The sequence below is a fragment of the Halobacillus sp. BAB-2008 genome (assembly GCF_000328325.1).
Classification (GTDB): Bacteria; Bacillota; Bacilli; order Bacillales; family Halobacillaceae; genus Halobacillus.
In genome coordinates, this window is the sequence record NZ_ANPF01000007.1 from 83,174 (window position 1) to 107,252 (window position 24,079).

The 24,079-nt window shown below is 47.2% G+C and carries 33 protein-coding genes and 1 pseudogene; 10 read left to right on the forward strand and 24 right to left on the reverse strand.

What is annotated here, in order from left to right:
- Positions 1–154 precede the first annotated feature (154 nt).
- Positions 155–865, forward strand: a complete 711-nt coding sequence (locus D479_RS02735) for a hypothetical protein (RefSeq protein ID WP_008633376.1) — start codon at positions 155–157, stop codon at positions 863–865.
- Between the two features lie 89 nt (positions 866–954).
- On the opposite strand, the gene D479_RS02740 is transcribed toward D479_RS02735, so the two are convergent.
- From D479_RS02740 to D479_RS02750, 3 genes are all read right to left on the reverse strand, one after another.
- Positions 955–1,305, reverse strand: a complete 351-nt coding sequence (locus tag D479_RS02740; protein WP_008633377.1) for a DUF2200 domain-containing protein — start codon at positions 1,303–1,305, stop codon at positions 955–957.
- Positions 1,306–1,424: 119 nt separating this feature from the next.
- Positions 1,425–2,480, reverse strand: coding sequence for an iron ABC transporter permease (locus tag D479_RS02745; protein WP_008633378.1), 1,056 nt, complete (start codon positions 2,478–2,480; stop codon positions 1,425–1,427).
- A complete protein-coding gene (locus D479_RS02750; protein WP_051348938.1) occupies positions 2,477–3,424 on the reverse strand; it encodes an iron ABC transporter permease in 948 nt (315 codons plus the stop codon). The genes D479_RS02745 and D479_RS02750 overlap by 4 nt, the downstream gene beginning before the upstream one ends.
- 248 nt (positions 3,425–3,672) lie before the next feature.
- On the opposite strand from D479_RS02750, the gene D479_RS02755 reads away from it, so the two are divergent.
- Positions 3,673–4,662 (forward strand): iron-siderophore ABC transporter substrate-binding protein, encoded by a 990-nt coding sequence (locus D479_RS02755; protein ID WP_008633383.1) that lies wholly within the window; start codon positions 3,673–3,675, stop codon positions 4,660–4,662.
- Between the two features lie 357 nt (positions 4,663–5,019).
- On the opposite strand, the gene D479_RS20585 is transcribed toward D479_RS02755, so the two are convergent.
- Positions 5,020–5,193: a hypothetical protein gene (locus D479_RS20585; protein ID WP_193743861.1), complete on the reverse strand. Its 174-nt coding sequence runs from the start codon at positions 5,191–5,193 to the stop codon at positions 5,020–5,022.
- A 201-nt stretch (positions 5,194–5,394) separates the two neighbouring features.
- Between D479_RS20585 and D479_RS20590 the strand changes: the two genes are divergently transcribed.
- Both D479_RS20590 and D479_RS02760 read left to right on the forward strand, forming a co-directional pair.
- Positions 5,395–5,538 (forward strand): hypothetical protein, encoded by a 144-nt coding sequence (locus tag D479_RS20590; RefSeq protein ID WP_008633385.1) that lies wholly within the window; start codon positions 5,395–5,397, stop codon positions 5,536–5,538.
- A gap of 60 nt (positions 5,539–5,598) precedes the next feature.
- Positions 5,599–5,898, forward strand: coding sequence for a hypothetical protein (locus D479_RS02760; RefSeq protein ID WP_008633386.1), 300 nt, complete (start codon positions 5,599–5,601; stop codon positions 5,896–5,898).
- A 54-nt stretch (positions 5,899–5,952) separates the two neighbouring features.
- Here the strand turns inward: D479_RS02760 and D479_RS02765 are convergent, their stop codons facing one another.
- The 11 genes from D479_RS02765 to D479_RS02805 form a co-directional block, all read right to left on the reverse strand.
- Positions 5,953–6,981, reverse strand: coding sequence for a DUF4179 domain-containing protein (locus D479_RS02765; RefSeq protein WP_008633388.1), 1,029 nt, complete (start codon positions 6,979–6,981; stop codon positions 5,953–5,955).
- Positions 6,959–7,495: a sigma-70 family RNA polymerase sigma factor gene (locus D479_RS02770; RefSeq protein WP_008633390.1), complete on the reverse strand. Its 537-nt coding sequence runs from the start codon at positions 7,493–7,495 to the stop codon at positions 6,959–6,961. Before D479_RS02770 ends, D479_RS02765 begins: the two co-directional genes overlap by 23 nt.
- 432 nt (positions 7,496–7,927) lie before the next feature.
- Positions 7,928–8,149: a DUF3951 domain-containing protein gene (locus D479_RS02775; RefSeq protein WP_008633392.1), complete on the reverse strand. Its 222-nt coding sequence runs from the start codon at positions 8,147–8,149 to the stop codon at positions 7,928–7,930.
- An 18-nt stretch (positions 8,150–8,167) separates the two neighbouring features.
- A complete protein-coding gene (locus tag D479_RS02780; RefSeq protein WP_008633394.1) occupies positions 8,168–9,361 on the reverse strand; it encodes a M28 family peptidase in 1,194 nt (397 codons plus the stop codon).
- A 29-nt stretch (positions 9,362–9,390) separates the two neighbouring features.
- Entirely contained in the window at positions 9,391–9,654 is a 264-nt protein-coding gene (locus D479_RS02785; RefSeq protein WP_039870577.1) for a hypothetical protein, read from the reverse strand.
- Between the two features lie 93 nt (positions 9,655–9,747).
- Positions 9,748–10,305, reverse strand: coding sequence for a maltose acetyltransferase domain-containing protein (locus D479_RS02790; RefSeq protein WP_008633397.1), 558 nt, complete (start codon positions 10,303–10,305; stop codon positions 9,748–9,750).
- A 311-nt stretch (positions 10,306–10,616) separates the two neighbouring features.
- Complete coding sequence (locus D479_RS20595) at positions 10,617–10,775, reverse strand: DUF2964 family protein (protein ID WP_161484915.1); 159 nt, start codon at positions 10,773–10,775, stop codon at positions 10,617–10,619.
- A 140-nt stretch (positions 10,776–10,915) separates the two neighbouring features.
- Positions 10,916–11,356, reverse strand: a complete 441-nt coding sequence (locus D479_RS20420; RefSeq protein WP_152413304.1) for a hypothetical protein — start codon at positions 11,354–11,356, stop codon at positions 10,916–10,918.
- Positions 11,357–11,421: 65 nt separating this feature from the next.
- The gene (locus tag D479_RS02795; RefSeq protein ID WP_008633398.1) at positions 11,422–11,907 is read right to left on the reverse strand and encodes a hypothetical protein; all 486 of its coding nucleotides are present in this window, start codon (positions 11,905–11,907) and stop codon (positions 11,422–11,424) included.
- Between the two features lie 228 nt (positions 11,908–12,135).
- Positions 12,136–12,591: a GNAT family N-acetyltransferase gene (locus D479_RS02800; RefSeq protein ID WP_008633401.1), complete on the reverse strand. Its 456-nt coding sequence runs from the start codon at positions 12,589–12,591 to the stop codon at positions 12,136–12,138.
- Positions 12,588–13,634, reverse strand: a complete 1,047-nt coding sequence (locus tag D479_RS02805; RefSeq protein ID WP_008633403.1) for a serine hydrolase — start codon at positions 13,632–13,634, stop codon at positions 12,588–12,590. The genes D479_RS02800 and D479_RS02805 overlap by 4 nt, the downstream gene beginning before the upstream one ends.
- A 156-nt stretch (positions 13,635–13,790) precedes the next feature.
- Between D479_RS02805 and D479_RS20600 the strand changes: the two genes are divergently transcribed.
- Together D479_RS20600 and D479_RS02810 are read left to right on the forward strand one after the other, a co-directional pair.
- Positions 13,791–13,964, forward strand: coding sequence for a hypothetical protein (locus tag D479_RS20600; RefSeq protein ID WP_161484916.1), 174 nt, complete (start codon positions 13,791–13,793; stop codon positions 13,962–13,964).
- Positions 13,965–14,058: 94 nt separating this feature from the next.
- Positions 14,059–14,244, forward strand: a complete 186-nt coding sequence (locus tag D479_RS02810) for a hypothetical protein (RefSeq protein WP_008633404.1) — start codon at positions 14,059–14,061, stop codon at positions 14,242–14,244.
- Between the two features lie 23 nt (positions 14,245–14,267).
- Here D479_RS02810 and D479_RS02815 read toward each other — a convergent pair whose 3' ends face one another.
- Complete coding sequence (locus D479_RS02815) at positions 14,268–14,624, reverse strand: winged helix-turn-helix transcriptional regulator (RefSeq protein WP_008633405.1); 357 nt, start codon at positions 14,622–14,624, stop codon at positions 14,268–14,270.
- A 175-nt stretch (positions 14,625–14,799) separates the two neighbouring features.
- Here D479_RS02815 and hxlA point away from each other — a divergent pair, with 175 nt between their 5' ends.
- Positions 14,800–15,432, forward strand: coding sequence for a 3-hexulose-6-phosphate synthase (gene hxlA, locus D479_RS02820; RefSeq protein ID WP_008633406.1), 633 nt, complete (start codon positions 14,800–14,802; stop codon positions 15,430–15,432).
- Between the two features lie 5 nt (positions 15,433–15,437).
- Entirely contained in the window at positions 15,438–15,995 is a 558-nt protein-coding gene (hxlB, locus tag D479_RS02825) for a 6-phospho-3-hexuloisomerase (RefSeq protein ID WP_008633407.1), read from the forward strand.
- A gap of 73 nt (positions 15,996–16,068) precedes the next feature.
- Here the strand turns inward: hxlB and D479_RS02830 are convergent, their stop codons facing one another.
- The gene (locus D479_RS02830) at positions 16,069–16,683 is read right to left on the reverse strand and encodes an HAD-IA family hydrolase (RefSeq protein ID WP_008633408.1); all 615 of its coding nucleotides are present in this window, start codon (positions 16,681–16,683) and stop codon (positions 16,069–16,071) included.
- A gap of 170 nt (positions 16,684–16,853) precedes the next feature.
- The gene (locus D479_RS02835) at positions 16,854–17,750 is read right to left on the reverse strand and encodes an alpha/beta hydrolase (RefSeq protein ID WP_008633409.1); all 897 of its coding nucleotides are present in this window, start codon (positions 17,748–17,750) and stop codon (positions 16,854–16,856) included.
- A gap of 271 nt (positions 17,751–18,021) precedes the next feature.
- Between D479_RS02835 and D479_RS02840 the strand changes: the two genes are divergently transcribed.
- Together D479_RS02840 and D479_RS02845 are read left to right on the forward strand one after the other, a co-directional pair.
- The gene (locus D479_RS02840; RefSeq protein ID WP_008633410.1) at positions 18,022–18,777 is read left to right on the forward strand and encodes a PAS domain S-box protein; all 756 of its coding nucleotides are present in this window, start codon (positions 18,022–18,024) and stop codon (positions 18,775–18,777) included.
- Between the two features lie 172 nt (positions 18,778–18,949).
- Positions 18,950–19,138: a hypothetical protein gene (locus tag D479_RS02845; RefSeq protein WP_008633411.1), complete on the forward strand. Its 189-nt coding sequence runs from the start codon at positions 18,950–18,952 to the stop codon at positions 19,136–19,138.
- A 95-nt stretch (positions 19,139–19,233) separates the two neighbouring features.
- Here D479_RS02845 and D479_RS02850 read toward each other — a convergent pair whose 3' ends face one another.
- From D479_RS02850 to D479_RS20605, 6 genes and pseudogenes are all read right to left on the reverse strand, one after another.
- Positions 19,234–19,494: a hypothetical protein gene (locus tag D479_RS02850; protein WP_008633412.1), complete on the reverse strand. Its 261-nt coding sequence runs from the start codon at positions 19,492–19,494 to the stop codon at positions 19,234–19,236.
- 217 nt (positions 19,495–19,711) lie between these two features.
- Entirely contained in the window at positions 19,712–20,386 is a 675-nt protein-coding gene (locus D479_RS19785) for a Type 1 glutamine amidotransferase-like domain-containing protein (RefSeq protein ID WP_008633413.1), read from the reverse strand.
- A 20-nt stretch (positions 20,387–20,406) separates the two neighbouring features.
- A pseudogene (locus tag D479_RS02860) lies at positions 20,407–20,967 on the reverse strand (methyltransferase domain-containing protein).
- 405 nt (positions 20,968–21,372) lie between these two features.
- Entirely contained in the window at positions 21,373–22,245 is an 873-nt protein-coding gene (locus tag D479_RS02865) for an AraC family transcriptional regulator (RefSeq protein WP_008633420.1), read from the reverse strand.
- A 121-nt stretch (positions 22,246–22,366) separates the two neighbouring features.
- Positions 22,367–23,644 (reverse strand): MFS transporter, encoded by a 1,278-nt coding sequence (locus D479_RS02870; protein WP_008633425.1) that lies wholly within the window; start codon positions 23,642–23,644, stop codon positions 22,367–22,369.
- A gap of 14 nt (positions 23,645–23,658) precedes the next feature.
- A partial coding sequence (locus D479_RS20605) for a hypothetical protein (protein WP_008633427.1) occupies positions 23,659–24,079 on the reverse strand: 421 nt, incomplete at its 5' end.

Genomic DNA, 24,079 nt, shown 5'->3' on the forward strand with positions numbered 1-24,079 from the left:
TTCTCACTCGTTATTCTTTTTTTCTATGTATAGGATCATTCTATGAATCTATCGTTTTAATGTCCTTCTCCCAGCCAACTTTCCTCTTTCATCATATGTTAGTTAAAAGAGACGTCCTTTGTCTCTTTCATTCTATCGGAAAGGAGGAATGCTTATGTATGCATCCGACGGGCTCCTCAAGTCCTACAACCAAAAAGAAACACCACCATCCCTGCTTATCCCGCTCCAGACGACAGGGGTAGAAACGGGCCTGCAGGTTCCAGTAAGCTTGGAGCGTCTATGCTTGAGCGATCAGATAGAACTGATCGCAACCGCGAATTGGCTGATCACATTGGGTGGAGCGGCTGTCCTCACTGCCTACCTCCCCATCACAGCGGAGCCGTTAACGACTCTGGAATCGACGGTAAACGTAATGGTCGAAGCCCCTGTCACGTTTAACGTGTACCGCGATGAAGAACTGATCTTCACGACTACGGATTTCCGGACGCTTATGTTCCGGGCAAGGGTTCCCGGCGCCGTCACCTCCACGACGGAAAGTATAAGTATCTCTCAGATCGACCTCACTCCCGTGTCTACAAGCAACGGACTGCCGCCTGCTGCGACGACCACCTTCCAGTATATCGACACAGATACCACCGCCGTAAAACACGTCTATACGATCACCGCGCAGCTGGGCAGGTATTCACCTGTACCGATGGTCAACTCTCTGCGAACGACAGATACCACAACTCCGCTGATTCCGGTAAACTTCACCATCACCAGCTTTCAACCGATTGCGCTCATATCCTACACAAACTTCTCAGGGAAAGTCATCAGGAAACAAGATCCCTGCCGGAAAAGGAACGGACAGAACGAAAGGCTGTAAAACAAGTATATAGCCCGTGACAGCCCAACAACTATAAATATCCTAAAAATCAAGCCCTGCACACACCGACATGCAGGGCTTGATTTCTCTTATTTCCGAAGTATCTTCTCCATCGCTTTTCCCTTTGCCAGCTCGTCGATCAGCTTATCCATATACCGGATTTCCCGCATCGTCGGTTCTTCGATCTCTTCCACCCGCACTCCGCAGATGACGCCTTTGATCATCGTCCGGTTCGGGTTCAGCGCTGGAGCCTCCGCGAAAAAGGTCTGGAAGTCTGTCTGATTTTCCAGGACACCCTCCATTTGTTCCTGGCTGTAACCGGTGATCCAGCGGATGATTTCATCCACTTCCTCTTTCGTCCGCCCTTTTCTTTCCGCCTTGGCAACGTAAGCCGGATAAACCTTCGCAAAGCTCATCGAATAAATTTTGTGCTCAGGCATAAGATTCCCTCCTTCCACTGTCTGTAGTTCCTGTATATCCAGCGTAACATAAAACACCTACCGCTATACTCAAAAAAAGCGGTCCTTCCCAAAGAGAAGAACCGCTCCTGCGCCATCCTTTATGCATTTCTGCTTTTGTACAAAAGAAAAATGAAGTAAGGGGCACCGATGGCTGCTGTAAATACACCGGCCGGCACTTCCAACGGAAGGAACAGCGTCTTTCCCGCGAAATCTGCGAGCATGACGAGAATTCCCCCGAGCAGTGCCGCAACCGGAAGCAGCGGAGCAAAGCCCGTACCGACAAGCCTCCGTGCCATATGAGGGGCCATCAAACCGACGAACCCGATGCCGCCGGCGAAGGCTACCCCGACAGCCGTGAGCCCGATGCTCAACAACAGCAGCAAGAGACGGCTCAACTTGACGTTGCTTCCGACTCCCGTCGCAATGCCGTCTCCTAAGTCCAGGATGTCGAGCTGCTTCGTGACCATTGCCGTCACCAGCAGCAGGACGACCGCAGCAGGAAGCAGGATCGTCACCTGGTCCCAGTTGGCGGCGCTCACAGAACCCGTGATCCAGACGTTCGCCTGAGTCGCCTGATAGATCGGTCCTTTGATCATGAACAGCGTCGTCAAGGACTTCATGAACATCGACACTCCGATACCGATCAACACCAGCCTTAAAGCCGAAGTCGTCTTTTTCCTTGCGAGGAAGTACACGCTGAAGCCTGTGATGACCGCGCCGATGAAGGCGGCAAGCGGCATCCAGTGAATACTTACCATCAAGGAATTGTTCTGATCCGAGAACAGCATCAGGAAGACAACGACAGCCACTGACGCTCCACCCGTTATCCCGATGATGTCCGGTGATGCGAGCGGATTACGTACGAGACTCTGAAGGATGCCTCCCGCTACAGCCAGACAAGCACCGACGAGGAAGGAAACGATGATCCTCGGTAAGCGGAACGACTGGATGATCAATTCATGGTAGGCGGTACCGTTTCCGATCAATGTTTGAAAAACGTCAATCGGATTGATCATCGTCTCACCGACCCCGGTACTGATCAGGAATACGATCGCTGCCGTCAGTAGCAGGATCAGGCTGATACGCAAGGCTTTTTTATCAATAAGAAAGGAAATACGCCCGTTCTTCGAGCGGATCGTTTTGTATCTATTCATGCGTCCTCCCTCCCTTTTCTCGCAATGTAAATGAAGAAAGGAATGCCGAGCATCGCGGTCATGACACCAACAGGCACCTCACTCGGCATGACGATGTACCTTGCTGCGATATCCGCGTTCAGCAAAAGAATTGCGCCGAGAACGGCACTGTACGGAAGAATCCAGCGGTAATCGTTGCCGACCAGGTACTTCGTAATATGCGGCACGACGACGCCTACGAAAATGATCGGACCTGCGATGGCGACCGAACCTCCCGATAACAGCACGACCGTAGCAATGCCGAAGAACCGGACAAGCGGCGTTTTCAGCCCGAGACCGTTCGCTACGTCATCTCCCATGACAAGGATATTGATCTTCCCGGCAAGGAAAATGCACAGGACGAAACCAACCGTCATATAAGGAAGCACCGTGATCAAGGATTCCAGCTTCCTTCCCTGCACCGATCCGGACAACCAGAAAAGCACTTCATCAAAGGCTGCCTCATTCACAACCAGCAGTCCCTGCGTCATCGAAGAAAAGAACGCCGCCATCGCCGCTCCGGCCAGCGTCAGTTTGACCGGCGTCAGTCCTTCCCTCCCGGCAGAGCCGAGTATGTAGACGATCGCCGCCGTCACGCCTGCTCCGAGGAAAGCGATCCAGGTAAAGGCTTGGATATTATTGATGGAAAAGAAAGAAAAAGCGACGACGATAAAGAAGCCTGCTCCGGCATTGATCCCGAATACGCTTGGAGATGCGAGCGGATTGTTCGTCAGCGCCTGAAGCAGGACACCGGAAACGGCAAGCCCCGCCCCGACGACCGTCGCAATCAGCGCCCGAGGAAGTCGGACATCCTGAATGATGATATGTTCATTGGAATTATCGAAATCCAGGAACGCCTGATAGGCCGTGTTCCAGCCCGTGTCGGCATAACCGTACACAATGCTTGCCCCCATCGACGCAAGCATAAGCAGGACACTGCCGATAAATACAAGTGTTTTTGCTCTATTGGAATGGATCAAGAGAATCTCCCCTACACCAAAGTGTTAAAAAGCGGAAGCCGCAAGCGTTCGCCACTTCCATACAACCATTGAAATTGTATCAAACATTCTTATTATTGAAAATGATTTTCAATATCGCCATTGACAAACGTATCATCTTTTTTACTATATAGCTTAGATAAATGATAATGAATATCATTCTTAGGAGGAGACTTATGCGTACATATAAGAAGAGTTTATGGGTATTCTTATCCGTTCTTGCACTGTTGTTCATTACCGCATGCGGAAGCGACTCGGATAAAGAGGCAGAAGACACCAACAGTGGCGACGGCGGGAAATCGTACACGGTGAAGCACGCGATGGGAGAAACGGAAATCCCGGAGAAGCCGAAGAAAGTCGTCGTACTGACTAACGAAGGAACAGAAGCCGTCCTGGCACTCGGCGTCCAACCGACCGGAGCCGTCCAATCGTGGCTTGGCGATCCTTGGTATAAGCATATCGAAGAAGACATGGATGGTGTCGAGGTCGTCGGTCTGGAGCAGGAAGTGAACGTAGAGAAGATCGCGGAACTGCAGCCGGATCTGATCATCGGTAACAAACAGCGTCAGGAAGCCGTCTATGACAAACTGAGCGCTATTGCACCGACCGTATTCTCCGAGCAGCTGCGCGGAGACTGGAAGGAGAACTTCAAGCTTTACGCAGAGGCACTCGGCCTTGAAGACAAAGGCGAAGAAGTACTTGCTGACTATGACGCGCACGTCGAAGAAGTGAAAACAGCCCTTGGAGATAAGACAGATCAGGAAGTTTCCGTCGTACGCTTCATGGCCGGAACATCCCGGATCTACTACAAGGATTCCTTCTCCGGAGTCATCCTTGACGAGCTTGGCTTCAAACGTACCGAAGCACAGACAGAGATGTTCGACGAAAGCAACAAAATGGGTGAACTTGCCATCGAAGTAGGAAAAGAAGCCATTCCGAAAATGGATGGAGATATCCTCTTCTACTTCACTTACGCCCCTCAGGACGACCGGGAAGCATTGAGCACAGAAGAAGAATGGACAAGCGATCCATTATGGAAGAACCTCAATGTAGTCCAGGAAGGAAACGCTCATAAAGTGAGCGATGCCGTCTGGAACACTGCCGGAGGCGTCATCGCGGCCAACCAGATGCTCGATGAACTGCAGGAAATCATGACAGAAGAATAATATTCTCTAATAAAGGAAAGAACGAACGGCCGGGGAGCTTCCCCGGCCGTTTTCAGGCTGTCGAGAAACTCTAAAGAATAAACGGATGGGATAAAAATCTTCCGTCCATGAAACTTTTTAATCAAATATCCATAACGATGAATGAAGGGAATTATGGCAAAGGGTGGAGTGGAATAGAGCAGACTCCTGTGGGAATAGTGGCACAGGTGAGACCCCGGAAGAGCGCAGCGATGAGAAGGCTCACCGGCCACCCCACGGAAAGCGCTCTATTCCACGGAGCCCGCCCGCTCCCTATAAAAGTACTTCTTCAACAAACTACGAACGGCCGGATAGCTTCCCCGGCCGTTTTTTTCATGGTTATAAGCTCATCCCGATCCATATAAGTAATGCCGAGCAGAGGACAGCCAAGATGACAAGACTTTTGGACCCGCCTGCCTTCGCCTTTGCACCGGGAAAATCACGGAGAATGACCGCGGCCCAGCCTCCGATCACTAATAGAATGATGACGATGTTCCTTCCCATCTCCCCCATCAAAACCCTCCATATTCGGATGTAATAGACTCCATCCAATTGAAGTACCCTTCCACTCTCCCTTCAAACTACTGTTCACCATTGAGCAATTCGGCTCATTTCTATCAACAAAGGCGATGGTACAAGCGGGTAGGAAGTTTTTTCATAGATTATTAAAGTAAGAGACGTCTCCTATATTCCAGTAATGGAGGAGGGAAAATCATGAACTTCTTACGAAACTTAGTTGCGGTACTGATCGCTGTCCTGTTTTTGCTGGGTCTTTTGGTCGCTGTTCTACTAGGATCCAGTGAGCAACGCCAGATCGTCATTAACTGCATTAATGAGATCCTGCGAACCATCAACTAATCATAAGGGGCTATGGATAAAACCACAGCCCCTTCATTATTAGAGAAAGGGGAAATACCTATGAGTAAATTCGATCAAATCGACAAGAACAATTCAAAAGAAACGAAGAAAGATTCGTCCCAAGAATTGAATTTGGATTCTTTGATGAATCTCGCATCCAAACTGACGAAAGAGGATGCTTTATTCAACAACCTGCTGAAAAACGATGCTGCAGACGACTTGGACCTGTCCGGCATTTTCGGTGATATCACCGGAGCCGCTTCGGACACGTTTGAAGGGGTAAAGAAGGAATTAGTGGAAATTAAGATGGAATTGGTGAAGCTGAATACGAATATCGAGGCTCTATTGAAAAAGTCTTAAAGAAAAGAGGTTGATCCTGGGATCAGCCTCTTTTTCTTTAAACGTATCTAGCTTTTAATTTAATGAATTTATATCCATTTTGATTGGGTCCAGTTCTAAGGGATCGTTAGGATCTTTCCCTGTTAACGCTACTTTAGGATAAATTTCTATGTAACTGGTCCTTTCTCGTATTTCTTCTGGAATGATACTCCTTCCTTTCACAACAAGTCTCCCATTTTCCTTTTTAGTCTCCAAATCAATACCATCCATAGAAATAGTTATCTCTCTTCCTCGATCGTCATATGCTTCTAGTCGGACCTGATTATGTACCTCTGAAGAAGGAAAAGAAGCAGTATAATTGATGGCAGTCGAAGCTTTCCCTTCTATAATAGAATCAACTTGCACACGGATAGATGCTGCCGTATCCTCGCTCTCTTTGTTTACCGACAGGACGTTGTAGGGCAGTTGTTTAACAGGAACATCAAAAGACCACTCTCCCTCTTGCTTTCCAATTCTTAAGAATTCCAAAGGAAATGTAGTGTGCTCGGGCATACTTTCATAAGGATAAGGAATCTGAATTTGACCTGTGTATCCGTCTTCGATCGGAGTAAAATAGACGATCTCGCGGCTATCCGATACCGACTCATCTCCCTGATAAATTTCGTAAAATCCGCTGACACGTGCGCCATCATCGCTCTGAACATCACCTTTCACTTCTACGGTCACCCCCATTACCGCTCCATCATAATAAGCACTGGTTATACGCACTTTAATGTCTTTTGCAGTAGCCGTCTCCTCTAATTCAGTAACCAAATTTTGAGATGCTAAGTTCCTTCCTATAGAGTCATTAAAAGTGGAATATAAGTGACCTACTACCGGCACTTGTGCCATGACATGAGATACAGATGGGACAGCAAACGTAGCGAACATGATAATAATAAAAGCAGTTGCAGAAAGAAACCATTTTATGTTTAGATACCCTTTCCTGCCTTCCCCCGATCTGTGTGTACTTCCTATACGTACACCCATCTTTATCGCTTGCCGGACGTCATCCTCCGGAACATTGATATCGTTGTATTTTTCATTGAATAATTTCTCCTTCATGGTAACCCTCCCCTTTCAAGATTACCTTCAATTGTTTTTTCCCTCTTAGAAGGTAGGTCTTTACCGTATTTACCGGAACGTCCATAATTTCAGCGACTTCTTTTATTGGAAGGTCCTGATAGTAAAAAATAACAACGGCATCGCGATACTTCTCCGGCAATCTATCCAACGCCCAAACCAAATCCAGATGTTCAACAATACAATCATCTTTCCCCGTTGAAACTTGACTAATTTGTTCCAATGGTAACTCCTTTTCCTTCTTCCTCTTCCATTCATAAGAACTATGGATCAGTATTCTAGTGATCCAGGTTAAGAAATATTTGCTTTCTCTTAAATTTTTTATGGCCAGAAATGCTTTATAAGCCGTTTCTTGAACAATATCCAAAGCATCATCCCTGTTACCGGCATATAAATAAGCTGTTCGATACAATCGATCGCTGTATTGAATCAGCAGTTTCTCGAATGCCTCTGAATCTCCCTTCTTCGCTTTCTTAATCAGTCTGTGATTCTTCACTTGATCCTCCCCTTATAGTCTTTAGAGCTCATTTCCTGTATAAAAGTTTCAACTTTTTACAAAATAAAAAATACGTACTCTTTGAAAAGCACGTATTCCTAATTATATATTCATATTGGTTCCGTAAATAATCCGGCAATAAGGATCATCCGTCCCGCTAAAACCACGGCGGCTCCTATAAACAAAATGGTTAGAAGGGAACATCTCACACCATGAACGGCACAACCAAAGTCAGGACAGGGAGGATACCAACACTCCGAAGCGAATCCTGTATGTTCTAGTCTTTTATACGAAAGTAAACAGAGGGGATGATATAAATCTGCTAAACGTTGCAATTTAAGTAGTGTGAATCAGTGTTAACATAAACTGTTTATATATATGTCTCGTTTACAAAGTAAGAATAAAGCAGTCTGCGTCTCTCCAAGCTGTTCATCAAAGCTTCCTCTCCGGTCTCTTCCCATCCCCCTGCTCGCTTTCCTCCACCTCTTCGTCTTCCAAATTTTCTTCCTGGAACTCATAGACGACCTGGCCGGTAATATGATCGAACGGCGTATAATAATTGTGGATGGTTTCTTTCTTTATAAACAATTTATAGGCAACGAAAATAAGCAGCGACACAAAGGCAAGCGAGAAAACTGCCACGATATAAACCATACATTCCTCTCCCTTCCTTCATGAATCCTGCTTCTTCGCCCATTCCACCTGCCTGTCCTGCAGGTCTTCGATGATCTCTAAAGCAAGCGACTGGACTTCCTGCAGCTTCTCCTGACTGATCCAACTGATTGTGTCCTCCTTCGAGTGGAGCAGGTCGGAAACCCCGGTGCAGCTGAACGGGATACTCGGGACGCCGCGCGCGAAAAAGGTGTAATGATTGCTTTCATACCACGGGGTTCGCCATTGCACCGCAGGGTGGGCGTGCTTCCGACGCTTCAACGCTTTCTCCAATGCCTCTGACCCGGCCATAAGCGTCATCGTATTCGTGCCGAGGGACTGACCGATACCGTCAAAATTCATGGCGACAATTGCATCCTTCAAACCTGCTTCGTGTTCCTTCACGTAGTGCTCGTCTCCGAGGCCGAGGTATTCTTCCGAGCTGAAGGCGATGCACTCAAATCCTGTACGCCAGTCCGTCCGCTTGGCGATTTCCTCGACAAGCGCGAGGAGGAGGGCGACACCCGACCCATTATCGAAGGCGCCGGCTGTATCGAATACGGTGTCATAGTGGGCGGCAAGAATGATTTTCTCCCGACCTGCTCCTTGCCTGCGACCTATCACATTGCACGTTTTCCCCTGTCTTCTCTCCGACTGGATCACGACCGTTGCGGTACCCTTGACGGAAAGAGCCGTCTCCGGCGTTACCGTGAGAGACGGAATCCGGAAGTCCCAATCGTTGACAATCGGAACACGCTGCCCTTTCTCCATACTTACGAAGAGGATGGCAGAAGGCTCTTTATCCTCAAGTAATTGAATCGTCCGGCGGTGATGTTCCGGGTTATAGATGGAGAAGCCCTTTGGAACGTAGTTTTCCTTGGAAAGCTCCCCATAGAGAAAAGCGATTTTCCCGTGGAGTTCCGGAGATGCGTCCAGTTCATCCATCGTGCAGAAAGGAACGATCTCCCCGGTAACGGCACACGACTCGGAAAAGTTATTCCCCGTTGCTTCCAATCTCCTCCCGTCTACCTCTATGTAAGCATCCGTGAGCTGCCAGTCCGGCACTTCAAACGTCTGCACCTCTACCTCCATACCACAGCCGGCAAAGCATTCCTCTATATACTGCGCCGCTTCGTGGTTGGCTTCACTTCCGACCGGGCGGCACCCAATCTCTTCGGCTAATTTTTTCAGATGAACCATCGACCTCTGTTCCATCCCACTCCCCCTTTTAGGCTCCCTGCACCTTAAGTGTCGTCCCCATCTCCACTCGAAATGTCGTCATCGAAAAACTCTCTATCATAAGAATGAAAAGAGCTATGGTGCCTGACATCCGGACTCGCTAAGACCTCCCCTTTCCTCTGCTTGTGCGTCCGTTTCCAACGAAGGATGGAATAGACGATTCCGCAGACTAAGGCTGTGTAAATAAGAAAGTCCGCCTCATAAAAAAGGTAGATACACACTCCAGCGGCTGACAGAATTAATAACAATACTTCCAATCCTTTCATCATTTCCACCTCTCTTACTTGTGTACGTTCTCTCTCCCTCTTCGTTTCAAATCATTTCCAGAATACAAAAAAGGCGACACGTTCGCCGCCTTCCTTCTAATCCAATTTTTTGATGATACGGGCCGGATTTCCTCCGACCACGACATTGCCCGGTACATCTTTTACAACGACCGCACCAGAGGCGATCACGGCATCATCACCGATGGTAACGCCCGGATTGATGACTGCCCGCCCTCCGATCCAGACGCGGTTCCCGATCGTCACCGGCTTCGTGAATTCAATTCCGGACGTCCGCTCCCCGGCATCGGTCGGGTGGGTATTGGTATAAATGTGAACGCCGGGCGCAAGCATGCACTGGTCGCCGATCGTCACTTTCCCGCCGTCCAGTATCGTGCAGTCGAAATTGGCATAAAAGTCTTCCCCGACATGAATGTTATAGCCGTAATCACAGCGGAAGGCCGATTCCACGTAAAGCTGCTCTCCTGTCGAACCGAAAAGCTCCTTCAACACTTCGGCACGTGCCGCTTCGTCCTCTTCTTCTATATCATTCAGCCTGCGGACCAGCCGTCTCGACCGGCGCCTGCCTTCGAGTAATTCTCTATCGGCCGGATCATAAAACTCACCGGCGATCATCTTTTCTTTTTCAGATTTCATTCCCATAGCCCCTCTGCAGATGAAGTTCTTTTCTCTTTATCTATTCTGGAAGAGAGCAGGGATTCCTTCTCTATCTCCTATAAAAAATAGCCTCTGAGAATAGAGGCTAAAAATAAAAAATGCTTATGTGGAGAGCGGACTCCGGTAAATGGGACGCTTTCCACGGGGCGGCCGGTGAGCCCGTAGGAGTATGCCCATTTACCTCCGCCCTTCAAGGTAATTATCCCTTTTCATTTGGGTGTCTTTTTGCGAAGTTTTTCTTAAGTCCCATGTGAGAATTCAGTAAAAGTCATCTTTATTAAGGTGTTGTCCTACTTCCGATCTTCCGGCGTAAGTAAACCTATAATGGTTACAACCAAACCAAACCCACCGATCCACAAACCGTAGCGAAGCCCGGGCTCGTTTTGGAACAAGACGCCGACTAACAGAATAGCGATTCCAGCTAACATGATCTTGATAGGAACGTTCAAAAGAAACACTCCTTTCTATTTCCTAAAACTATGTACATTTTTTCGAAAATCAGTTTATCATACACAAAAAAGATAGACGACCATCTTTTTGACCAGAAAAAAGGAAGCAGGAATGAGAATTCACTGCTTCCAAGTTTAACCTAGAAAGAAAGAGAAGCTTGTGTGTTCGATTGATACGTAAACTTGGAGCTTGGGGAAACGGATAGACTTACACCTGACCAAGAAATAGAAGGCGTTACGCTAATGCTCGTTTCCTGGTGCGCATAATCTCCAAATGCATCAATTCTACTCGGTGAATTTCTCGGAGTTACAGTATAGTACATATACAGATCCAGCCTCTCGACTCTTCGGTTGTACCTTCCTGTATATTCGTCGTTTTTCAAGTTCATCGCGACTCCGTAAGCATTTGATTGTCTTTCCCACTTATTGCTTGCGGATGTATAATTGGCATGATCGGTCTCTTTTCCAGTAAAAGGATCGTCGATTGTCCATGTTTGTCTACCATATTCTCCACCATCTGTGTACCAGTCACTATCCTTTACAGCAGTGGACAACACATCTACTTTTCTGTTGGAAGGCATAATGGACCAATCCAAATCGGTTTTTACCCGATACTTCCCGCCACCCAAGTAAATGATGACCGTCGTCATAGTTTTGTAGGATGTACTAGTAGTCGGCGCAGCATTGTAGTGAAACCATCATTCAGCTTCTCCTTAGCGACTCCTTCTTCATACTCCTCTTTTGTTATCTCTTCTGTCGTAGACTTGAAATCATCCTCCTGGGATTCTTTTGTTGCTGCTATACTGCTTTTGCTTTCAGCTTTTGCAGCATCACCGACATAGTCTTTCTCTTCTTCATAACCCTCCGGCAAATCTTCAGTAACTCTATAATAATTCGTATCTTCGCTTACAACTTCTCCTGAAAGACCTTTGTTAAGCTCCCATTCTTCCTGGTCCATCGTTACTATCTCATCTTTTGAGAAGCCTAATGATTGTAGGCTCTGAATATTTTCTTCTGTAAACTCAATGCCGTTCTCATTCGTAATGTCCGCTTCTTCTGCATAAACGGCACTTGACCCCATTCCAACTATAAAAGCACTGCTAAACAGTACCGTTAGTAACCTTTTCTTCATCTAACCTCTCCTGACGTATGTAGTAATACCCAGCGCTGAAATATTATGTTTAGATTACAATTATTTTACTTTTATGTAAACGAGTCATGGAGGATTTTTCTATTAATTATGCATTTAGATTAGGATGAACTAATAAAGTTACTTTTTTTTCAAGCAAAAGGATTCTTTATTCCTGATAAAAAAGGTTCAAGCAGAAATAGAAAAAAGGGCGACGGTTCGCCCTTTTCCCTACGAATGCTTCTTCCGGATGACGGCCATTTCTTTCCCGAACCGATCTCCGTTGTCGATAAAACCCAGACTCTCGTAAAGCTTGTGAGCTCCGGTATTCTTCGGATGGTAGCCGACAACGATCTTCCCGGCCCCCAGTAACTTCTCCATTTCGGTAATCATCAAGCTCGTTGCCGCCCTGCCGATTCCCCGCCCCTGGAACTTTTTATCGACCATGATACGGTACACCCAGTAACCGTCCAATTCCTCCAGCACCGAATTATACATGAGGAAACCGACGACCTCCTCTTCCAAACAAACAGCATAAGGCTTCAGCGTCGGTTCGAATTTGGATTGGGCAATCGATACGGCGTTCGGCTCCATGAACTCACGCTGCTCCTCCGCCACTTCCAAGGTACAGCACGCATACCAGTTTTCTTCGTTGCATTCCACAATCGTTACGTTTCCTGTAGTCATTTTCGTATCTCCTCAGCGAATAGTATTTCCTCCAACCCCTTCGTCATCTCCAAAGGGCCGGACTCCTTATTGGACGGCACCACCACTTTGACATCAAGCCCCGGATAGACAGACGCGCGGAAGCTGACGCCCGGGTCGTACCCCATCACGTGATACTTGTAGATATCTCCGTCTTTCTTATTCATCCAGATTCCGTAGCCGTAATGAATCTCTTCGTTCACCGCTCGATGAGGATGAAGAAGTTTGTTCGTCGTCTCTTCCTCCAGCAGCTCATAACGGAACAGTGCCTCCCACAGCTTGATCATATCAGCGGCCGTCGTGTAGGCACCTCCGTCCGATCCGCCCTGTTTCGGGAGGGCGTAAATATTGGTCCGCCACGTCCCTGCTTCCTCCTCATCGATGTACCCGAGAGCCGTATTCCGGGGGAGTCTGTCCATCGAGAAGTAGCCCGAATTCATCATACCGCAAGGCTTGAAAATTTCTGTTTCAATGTATTCCGTGAAGGTGCGCCCTGTTTGCTGCTCCAGGATAAGACCAAGGACGATATAGCCCGCATTATTGTAACGGAACCGTTCGCCGGGCGGGAATTTCATCTGTTCCTCCTGAAAAAGCGGCAGGAAATCATGAAGCGATTCGATCCGGTACACCGGATAGTCCTTCCACAGTTCTTCGTAATCGCTCATCTTCTCTTCGTCGAAGTAGTCCGGCATGCCTGACGTGTGGGTCAACAGCTGATGGATCGTAACCTGCGGGTCCACGTGAGGAAAAGCTATAACCAGACAGTCAGCCAGCGGCGTGTGGAAGTCTATCTTTCCCTGCTCGACCAACATGCAGATGCCGATGGCGGTGAACAACTTGCACCCCGATGCGATTCCGAAGCGGGTGTGAATATCATTCCGCCGTTCCTCCGACCTGTCCGCACAGCCGAAGGCCCGGTGCACCAATACTTCCTCTCCCTGTTTCACATGGACGACACCGGAAAAATCGATATCGCTGCTTATGTTCGTGATGATCCTGTTTAATTCCCTGCTTTCCAACCCCATCTAAACGCCTCCCCTTTTTCTTACATTTTATGCTATATTTATATATTTTTACATCCCTTTATGGAAAGCGCGTACAAGACTTGAAACTTTTCTACAAATATATTAAACTGATTGCTCCTGCTGTTGCCTCACGAATCTTAGAGAGGAGGCAAACCTATGCAAACATACGAAGTCGGTAGCTTGATCAAGAACCACTGCACCCATTGCCACCATGACGAACAAAAAGTCATCAAGGTCGTACCTAACGAATTTTCCGAGAAAATCGTCACGACGCTGTGGACGCAATGTACGAAGTGTGGTCAAAACCATACCCGCTTAAATCAAGAATAATATACAAAAAACGTGCCGGAGTCTTGCTTGCTCCGGCACGTTTTTCGTTTACAGCATCCCTCGTAAAGGAACACACCTTTATGGAGGGATATATATGAAAGTTGCGGTCGTCCTGCTGAAGATCATCGGCATTCCTGTCTACCTTTACCTGGTGATGCTGCTGCTCGATCAGATTTTTGATTTCGAGTCGGCAGAAAAGCCGGCGCTCCTTATTCCGATAACACTTGTGACTTATCTGGATGTCTTTTTCTTGAGGAGAAAAGGCAGGAAACAGGATTAGCATCCGCTCGTAAACACGTCCTGTCAGATGGCGGATGAGTCTTCCTTTTCCAACACGTTCTCGACGTAATCCTTCCCCCATTCATACATGGCATCCAAAATAGGCATGAGACTTTCCCCATGTTCCGTCAGCGAGTACTCGACTTTCGGGGGAACGACCGGGTAGACTTCCCGGTGCACGATCAAATGGGCCTCGAGCTCCCTCAGTTGTGTGACGAGCATCCGCTGCGTGATTCCAGGCATGAGCGCCTTCAATTCTCCGAAGCGTTTCGTGCCTTCCTTACCTAAATGCCATAAGATCAGCATCTTCCATTTCCCCCCAATTACAGACAGGGTCAATTCCTTTTCACAGTTAAACGATTTCTCTCCTAAGTTCGGCATCCCTCTCGCCACCCCTTCTATCATCCAATAGTATACTTTTTATCACTATATGCGATTAATGTGCGTACTTTTTATTCTGGAACGGCCTTAGTATACTATGGAACATGCCCGCGATAAAAGCATTCCACTTTATCCGGCACACGATACTCGAACCATAGAGAAGGAGAGAATATACATGAAATTACAATTAGCATTAGATCTCGTCAATATTCCAGAAGCGATTGAAGTAGTCAAAGAGGTGGAAGCATACATCGACGTTGTCGAAATCGGCACCCCTGTCGTGATCAACGAAGGACTGAAAGCAGTAAAAGAAATGAAAGCCGCCTTCCCGAACTTGACGGTTCTGGCCGACTTGAAAATCATGGACGCTGCCGGCTATGAAGTAAGCCAGGCATCGGCTGCGGGCGCAGACATCATTACCATTCTAGGAACAGCGGAAGACGAGTCTATCAAAGGCGCGGTGGCCGAAGCGAAAAACCAAGGAAAAGAAATCCTTGTCGATATGATTGCCGTAAAAGATATCGCTGCTCGCGCGGAAGAGTTGGATCAGCTTGGAGCCGATTATATCTGCGTACACACAGGCTACGATCTGCAAGCAGAAGGAAAAGACTCCTTCCAAGACCTGCACACGATCAAAAGCGTAGTAAAAAATGCCAAAACGGCCATTGCTGGTGGAATAAAACTGGAAACACTTCCGGAAGTCGTGAAGCAGAACCCTGATCTCGTCATCGTCGGCGGCGGCATCACAAGCAAAGAGGACAAGCAGGCGACCGCACGCGAGATGCAGACATTACTGAAACAAGGGTGAAGGAAATGAAAACGGCTGGTTACTTAGCGGAGATCATGGAAGAACTGTCTCAGACGGTCCATCAGATCCCTGAGTCAAAAGCAGAGGAGCTTGTGAACCAAATTACAGCTTCCAAGAAAGTATTCGTTACAGGCGCAGGCCGATCCGGCTTCATGGGAAAATCCTTCGCCATGCGGATGATGCATATGGGAATCGATGCCTATGTCGTGGGAGAAACGGTAACAGCCAATCTCGAACCTGGTGATTTGTTGATCATCGGATCCGGATCTGGAGAAACGAAAACCCTTGTCGCTATTGCAGAAAAAGCTAAACATTCTGGGGGAAAAGTGGCTGCGGTCACGATCTCTCCGGAATCGACGATTGGACAAATGGCCGACATTGTCATTCCCTTGCCAGGCATGACGAAAGACCAATCTGCCGGCAGTCTCAGCTCTATCCAACCGATGGGAACGCTGTTCGAGCAGACGATGCTGCTGTTCTATGACGCCTTGATCCTTCGCTTTATGGAGAAAAAAGGACTGGATTCCGATAAGATGTATGGAAAGCATGCCAATCTTGAATAATCTGGAAAAGGACACAAAGGAGCATTTGTGTCCTTTTTGTATGGTGGTCTCTTTATCGGTTCACAAAAGAAATTTAAAGAATGGAATACAGCTCTTTAAAGTCATGGAGCGTGTAGTCCGCATGGTCGCTTTCTTCCTTCTTCTCCGAAAAGTAGCAGGCGCTGATTCCCGCATGTTTACCCGAGAGAAGATCCAGGTCCCTGTCACCGATCATGATCGTCTGTTCCGGCTTCATCCTATGTTTCTCTATCAAATGATGGATCGCGTCAGGGCTCGGCTTTCTCGCAAATCCTCGTTCCGCAGTGATGCATTCCGTAAAGCAGTCGGCTATCCCGGCCTTTTGTAGTAATTCGACGGCCGTGATTCCCTTATGGGTAAACAGGTAATTCTTTCTGCCTGATGCAGCTATGTAGGTACAGACGGCTTCGATCTCTTCATACGGCTTAGAGTGTTCCATCTCGGCTTCGCTTCTCTTCTTGTTATAAGCGGCCAGAAAATCTTCATCTATTCCATATTTCTGTTCATAATGCTTGTAGGCAGTGGATGCCGACACCCGCATATGCCCTTCAATGGTTTCTGCCGGCTCGTCAATTCCCCGGCTTTCCAGCGTTTCCTTGAACGCCCGCGCCATCCACGGATACGTATCGAACAGTGTGCCGTCAAAGTCCCAAATGATATGTTTATACACGTTCATTCCTCCTTTATGGTTCTTCTATCACTTTTGAAAAGACCCTCTCCAATATCTTCCTTTTCCCAAAGCTTTTCGGACAGGAAAAACAATGTAAACACATGGAAGATAGGTATTAAATCAAATAAGACGTCCCACCTTCCTAAGCAAATAAACTATGCTACATTTCTCTAACGGATAAGAAATCCCTTCACCACCTCACTGAATAAATCCGGCTTTTCCTGATGTGGAGTGTGTCCGCATTCTTCAAAATGATAAATATCTCCGTCCGTCTCTTTGAATGCCTCCACCTGCTCCTCACAGACAGCCGCGTCATGCTCGGCTGTCATCAACAGCATCGGCTTTTCCACATATTTTAGATGCTGCAACTGACTTTGAAAAATTCCCCCTTCAGATAGAAGACGATCATAGTGAATTTCTGACTTATCATAGAATTCTTCCCACTCTTCCTCTGAATAAGCTGAACCATAATCCGTCGGATGATCGAACGAAAATTGATAGATTTTCACCCTGTCTTCTCCAAGTTCATCGCTTAGTTTCATATACCCTTCTGTCAGTTCTCTTGGAGACAAATTGTCATTCTTAGAAAAAGAAACACACCTTTGTGCCAAGCTTTCCTCGCCGATAGTCCGGGCAATAGCTGCTGTTTTCCGAAGCAGAGATCGTGATGTACGCGCAAAATCAAAGGTCGGGCATTCAAATATCAGTTTATCAATAGAATCCGGATATAGATGGGCATACATAAGCGCCAAATAGCCTCCAAACGAGTGACCGATGACTGACCATTTTTCTATGTAAAAGGACGACCGCAACGCTTCACAATCCTCGATGATATCGGTTAAACCAAAGAGGTCATCCTCCCCGATTTTTTCAGATCGACAGACCCCACGCTGATCAAGGGCAATTATGTGCAGATCATCGGACAGCCTTGCCTTCTGATGGTACGTAAAATCGAAACAGCTTTCTCCAGGACCGCCGTGCAAATAAAGAACCGGAACCTTATCATCGGAACCATACCTCTCCACATAGAGATGGGTACCTCGGACTTTTCTAAAATTACCATCCATTAACGGCATTCCTCCTTTACTTAAGTGCGAACTATTGATGCTGATGCGGTGAAAAGAAGCACATATGCAGGTGTCATACTTACTATTTCCCTATACTCTTTCCATTGATGAAAGGGCAAAAGGTATCTCCTCCAATATATAGGAAACACAGTGGATTTTCCATAGATTGGATATATATTGCGCTTGTTGGACCTTTCACTAAATCTAGTATCCTGCAGTGTGCTATGCTAGAAAATATATTCATATATTTTACTGATATAGAGGTGGGAAAATGTTGAAAGGTATAGAAGACATAAATTACCAGGAAGTAATGGAGTATTCTCTGGACCCGATCATTCTTCATACAGACTACAAAATCCTGTATATAAACAAGGCGGCCGAGGAATTCTTCCGGACGGATAAAGAAAGTGTGATCGGGATAAGCCCGTTAGATATATTTAAAGAGTCGTCCAAGGGTGCAATCAAGCGGAGGATTCAATCGGCTTACGATTCTCCAGCTGCTGTCATTGAAGAGACCATCTATCGAATGGACAAAACAACGGTGACCGTTGAATTATATTGCCATCCCGTTATGCTTGGGGAAAATAATAAAGCCATTCAATCCTATATCCGTGATATCACCATCCGGAAAGAAAGCGAAAAAAAGCAGGAGGATATGCTTCAGGAAATAAACGAGCTGTCAGCAACCATCGTGCCTATTATGAGTAATATTGCTATTCTTCCATTAACAGGGAACATATGTGAGGACAAAGCAGGAATGATCTTAGAAATCATCCCTGAAAAAGTAAAGGATCAAGCACTTAAATACCTCATTATAGATTTCTCCGGGGTGTACAGGTTAGATGATGTGGTGATTGATTCCCTGTTCAAAATCATCCACGTCTTATCTCTGCTCGGCGTACAGGCGGTCCTTACCGGCTTACGTCCTGAAATGGCGATTGAGGCAACAAAATTAGGGATAAATTTGTCTGATGTTCCTACTCTGGCCTCCGTTAAAGACGCCCTTGTTCATTTGGGCATTCATTGATGTTCACAGGTCATCCGCTGTAAAAAACGCAGCCATGACCTGTGACCAATTGCATGCCCCGCCAACCATTTATTTAATAAGCGCTTGTATTTCGTTATATTGAAGTAACTTTACATGTAAACACCTTTCATCATCACGCTATTGGTATATCAAGCGGAAAGGGAGATGCTTCATGAAAGAGCGAATGAAAAACGGGATGATTTCCGCTATCACGTTTGCTGTATTTGCTGTTCTCTTTGGGTACTTTGTCGGCGGAGAGATACGGTGGGAGAACGTTACAGGTCTAGCGATAGGCGGGTTTATTTCCTGGGCCTTCATTATTCCACGGATTCGGAAACTGAGAGGAAAAAAAGAGGAGTAACAGGTCACTTAGGCAAATATTCGTCCTCCTTTAAACCAGCTATTTTTATCAACCGATCTATAGAAACTTTCAACTGCTCTCGGCCTGTTTCCTCTTTATGATGGCCGGCTCTCCTGATTATCCTTTTCCTCTATGTAGGTGATACGCGGTTCATACGTGCAACGTATGTCAAACGTCGTTTCTGAAGTCGTTATGACGTGGTGTTGAATAGAATAGATGTCCCTTCCCGGCCCCGGCTGTTCATCATACCAGTCAAGATATTCCGAATCCGTGCATTTATACAAGTACCACGGCCTGTCGTCTTTTCCAACATCACCCGCCCGCGCTTTGGAAGCATGTTCAACAAAAGAACCCATCTTCACTTCCCCCGCAATCCGGAAGGACAGAACGAAATTTCCCTCGTCATACGAATCCTAATGAAAGTGCATCATACTCTTTTCGTTTTCAAAGGTAAGGATAAGACCATCTTTTGTCTCCCCCCATTCCACCTTCTCCAAATATCTCCCATGTCTATAGGCCGTCGGATTCCAGACGTGCATCTCCATAGTAGTAATGAGGGGCACCCTTTCGAATTTAATTTTTCAGAGGTTGTCCGCGTCGCAGCTGATTCTTACACCTTCCATCCCTGTTGTTTCTCATTTCATAAACGTCTTCCGCAATCACTTCTATCCTTCTTTTCGTAACATGTATGGCTCCTCCGTCGGCAAGTGCGATAAAAGGAATATTTTCTTTGTTTAAATGATGGTAAATGAATTCATCATCTTCTTTGACATAATGACACCATAACCTAGTTCCATGCAGGAGCTGAAGTGGCCTGTATTGGTTGGTTTGTCTCTGTTTAGTCGTGTAGGAAATATCACTTCCGAACAGGATGGCCCCGGCACTTTGACCAAAGATAATTCCTCCATCGTTATAGTACTGTCTTATAACCTCATCGAATCCACTCTTCTTTAATACTTCCAGCAAGGTTACACTTCTCCCTCCACTGAAATAAACCGCAGAAAAACGGGTTAAGTCCTCCCGTTTCTTATCGGCAAGGTCTGTCCACATCACGAATTCTTTTACGCCTAATGGCATAAGGGTACTCTTAATATAATCGAAGCTCCTTTGATAGGATCGATGCTCTTCATCACCAGCCAAAGGGATATAGAGGATGGGTTTATCTGCATCCACCTTATTTACGAGAAACTGATATACGTCGAGGTTTTGTTCATAGCTTCCGCCGCCGGACAGGATTAAGCTTCCCAATTGATCACTCCCTCTCTTATTTATTCTGAGGGTCTGACAGCATCCATAATTAACGATGGAAAACCTAACTGATCCCCTTGATTTCTAGAATCAAATTGTTTGGAACGATAGATGACTCCATCGGCACCATGCCACGTATTAGCATGAAACTGACCTTCTTCATCACAATATTCTAATAGATTCACTTCAAATCCAGCCACCTCAAACAGACGCGTTAAAGAAGAGTAATTATGTACTATCCTATGAGTGGCTGCCGGATGATCCGCAGGGCCTGGTCCTCCTACTTGCACGATTTTTTGATATTCTTCATTAGGGAAATAACCATCCGGAACTGCACAACGAACGTACCCTCCTTCTTTCAGAAACTTCCTGCACAGTTGAGCAGCTCTCACTCCTTCTTCAAAAGTAAGATGTTCCCAGACGTGCTCTGCCAAAACAGCATCTATCGAGTCCGGTTTAAAGTTAGCTTCCCAGGTAGATTCATCAAGAAGATTCACTTCATCCTCCTGTGTATGAATTCAGCCGGGATTATTGTTATGCTCTCCTGCACCAATAACCAGTTTAATGGATTGTTTCTCCATATAGTTTACCTCCTCAACAATTATGTCATTTAAATAGCATGAAAGTGAGGGAAGGTTTACACATAACTCTTAACTTTGATCACTTCCCTTTCTTCAAATCCGAGATGCTCCATCAACAAATTCCAAGTACAAGATAACTCCTTAACAAGCAGAATTCTATAAACAAAGTATCTTTTCCTCTTACATAGTAAATAAAATGGAGATGATGGCTTTGATATCAGACGCCACAGTCGCTTTTGAACTGGAAAATCATGATATGGAAACAAGTTCGATGCACAAACCGTACACTACCCATCTCTTGCAACGCTGCATGAGAAATTTGCCACCATCTTATCGACACAAGAGTCCCATCATCACCCCGGTTAAATCCAAAACACGAAAAAAAGAGCTGCCGAAACAGCTCTTTTACTTCTTCAAAACCGGGATCCAGATCTCGCTCCGGAACGTCGGAGCGCTCACGTCCTTCGACTCATTCCAAAGAATTTCCGGCCCCTCCTTTTGTTCATAGTTCGATGCCGGGAACCATTCCGAGTAAATCCGTCCCCAGACATCCTGCAGCGTTTCCGGAAAAGGACCGGCGGCTTCGAACACCGCCCATGTCGAGGCTTCGACCTCAAGCTTTGCGAAGGCATCGGGACAAGCTTCGGTGGTCGCGACCCCTATATAGTGGTCGAGTTCTCCCTCCTCCTGCATCCTCCCTTCGGAAAAGTTCGCCGATGCACTGAGCATGCCGGACGGTTCGATGTTCGACAGCTGCTTCAGCTCCCGGATCGATGCTTCGTCCAACGCTTCCCACATGGCTGCGATTTCCGGGTTGACCCCTTCGAAAATAATGGGGACCCTTTTTTTCAAACCGATGATACGGAATGCTTCTTTTTCTTCGATACGGTAGTTCATTTCCATTCCTCCTTTGATGGATAACTGGAAGGACATCGGCGGATAGGCTTTCAAGGCTTTTCCGTCCCGCTTCCCTTCAGACGGTGGGATGCCGTGCATGTGTTGAAACGCCTTGGCAAAAGCGTCGGGGGAGCCGTACCCGTAGCGGAGAGCTACGTCGATGACCTTGGCACCGCCCTCCCTCAACTCAAAGGCTGCAAGCGTCAGCCGCCTGCGCCGGATATATTCCGAGAGTGGGATGCCTGCAAGGAAGGGGAACATTCTTCGGAAATGGTATTCCGAACACTGTGCTATTGCCGCCACTTCCTTCATGTCGATCTCCCCGGTCAGGTGTTCCTCGATATATTGGATTGCGTTGTTCATAGCGTTGAGCCTATCCACTGGCATGACCTCCTATAGACTTAGAATAACAGGTCGGGATGCGGAGTACCCGACATTCGGTGCACGATTCGGACGGTACGCACATATACTATTGATTGATTGATTCATCAATCAATATAAGCTATAAATTACCTGCCTTCGCTTCTTCCTTCTCCTCCGCCCGAGTGAGATGCGTATCGACACGCAGAAACAGGACAAGCCCAACGGCACCGAGCACCAGATATTTCATCCCCATCAACCAGGCAGGCACGAATCCGCTTAACAGGACGCCGAGAGCGGCGACGAGCATGGCGATGTAGCCGGTGAACTGGAAAACCGCTAAGTACGAGCTTCGTTTATCATCCGGGGCCAGATCTGCAAGCATGCTCTGTTTGACGGGGATATATAACAGCTCCCCGAACGTTACGACAGCCATCAGTACGATCAGGAGCCACGGAGAATCGACCACGGTAAACAGGGTGTAGCCGATCGTATAGGATATCAATCCTACCAACAGTACCGCTTTGTTCCTCCACTTTTTCACAAGCCACGTAAGGAAACCGGCAGCGAAGACGACGAGAAACGTGTTTTCCGAATGCAGGATTCCAAGTATCAGGAACCCGTCGATTTCTATGTTTATGGAAGAAAAGGAAAGCAGCGGCTGCGCTTCGATCGTTTGGACGAAGTGGATCGCCAGGAAGTTCGTCAGTTGTTCCTCGAGTGAGTATATACAGATCCCTGCAAAGAGGAGCATCAGGAATACCCGGTCCTGAAAGACGACTTTATAATTGTTCCATATCGTTGGTTGGACTTTTTGTACAGAAGGTTGCAGCTCTTGGTGAGGTTTGATGTAGGATTCTGTGATGAAGAGTTGTGTGATGACGGCAGAGAGCAGCGAGACACCGGCTATGCCGAGAAACAGCTGGAACAAGTACTGTTGAAAAAGGACGGCCCCGATCACGCCGGCAACCGCGGAGGAAATGTTCCCGACCCAGTACAACAGTGTGAATACATAGCGCCGGTGTTCACTGGAGGTCACATCGAGCACCATCGCTTGGGAGACCGGACCGATCAGCCCGCCGAAGAACATCCCGAAAATAAAGAAGCTGTAGGTGAGATACGGCGCGTCCAACCACGGGGAATTCAGCCAGGCGATGATAAAAAAGGTGAAGGCGGAGCCGCTTTCTGCCCAAACCATCAATCGCTTGCGCCCGATCCGGTCTGAGTAGAAGCCGCCGATGATGCCGCCGGCGATTCCGAAGAATACAAGACTTGCGACCATCAGACCTGTCACCGTCTCGCCGACCTTCTGAGCGAAATATACCGTTAAGAAAGGAAGCACCATCATGTTGGAGAACTGGGTGATGAATTGCGTGAATACCCTGATCTTCACATTCGGGTGCAGCTGTTTAAAGGACATGCCCTCTCCCCTCTTCATAAGGATCTCGGCCCGAACAGCAGGTAGGCATGGCGGGTGAACATATCCCACGCCTTACGGTCGTCCGCTGTCTCCGTAAAAGTCAGGCGCGCACCGTTGACGTAAGCAAGGTATGTATCACTGACGTCATCCGGCTCCAGTTCCATCAACTCCCCAAGCTCCTGCCCTTTGACGATCAACGGACGAAGCGCATTCCGCAGCTGAACGGCAAATTGGTCGAGCTCCATGAATAAATCAGGAAATCGTTCCCGCTGGGCAATCACATACTGCAGCAGACGTACATAGACCGTTTGCTGAGCGAAGAAACTAACGTGCTGCTCGATCAGTTCGCGGATCTGCACGGTCGGCTCTTCCGACGGTTCCGGTGAAGCGAGCATCACCGCCTTCACTTCCTCCAACGGCTCCAGAACAGAAGCG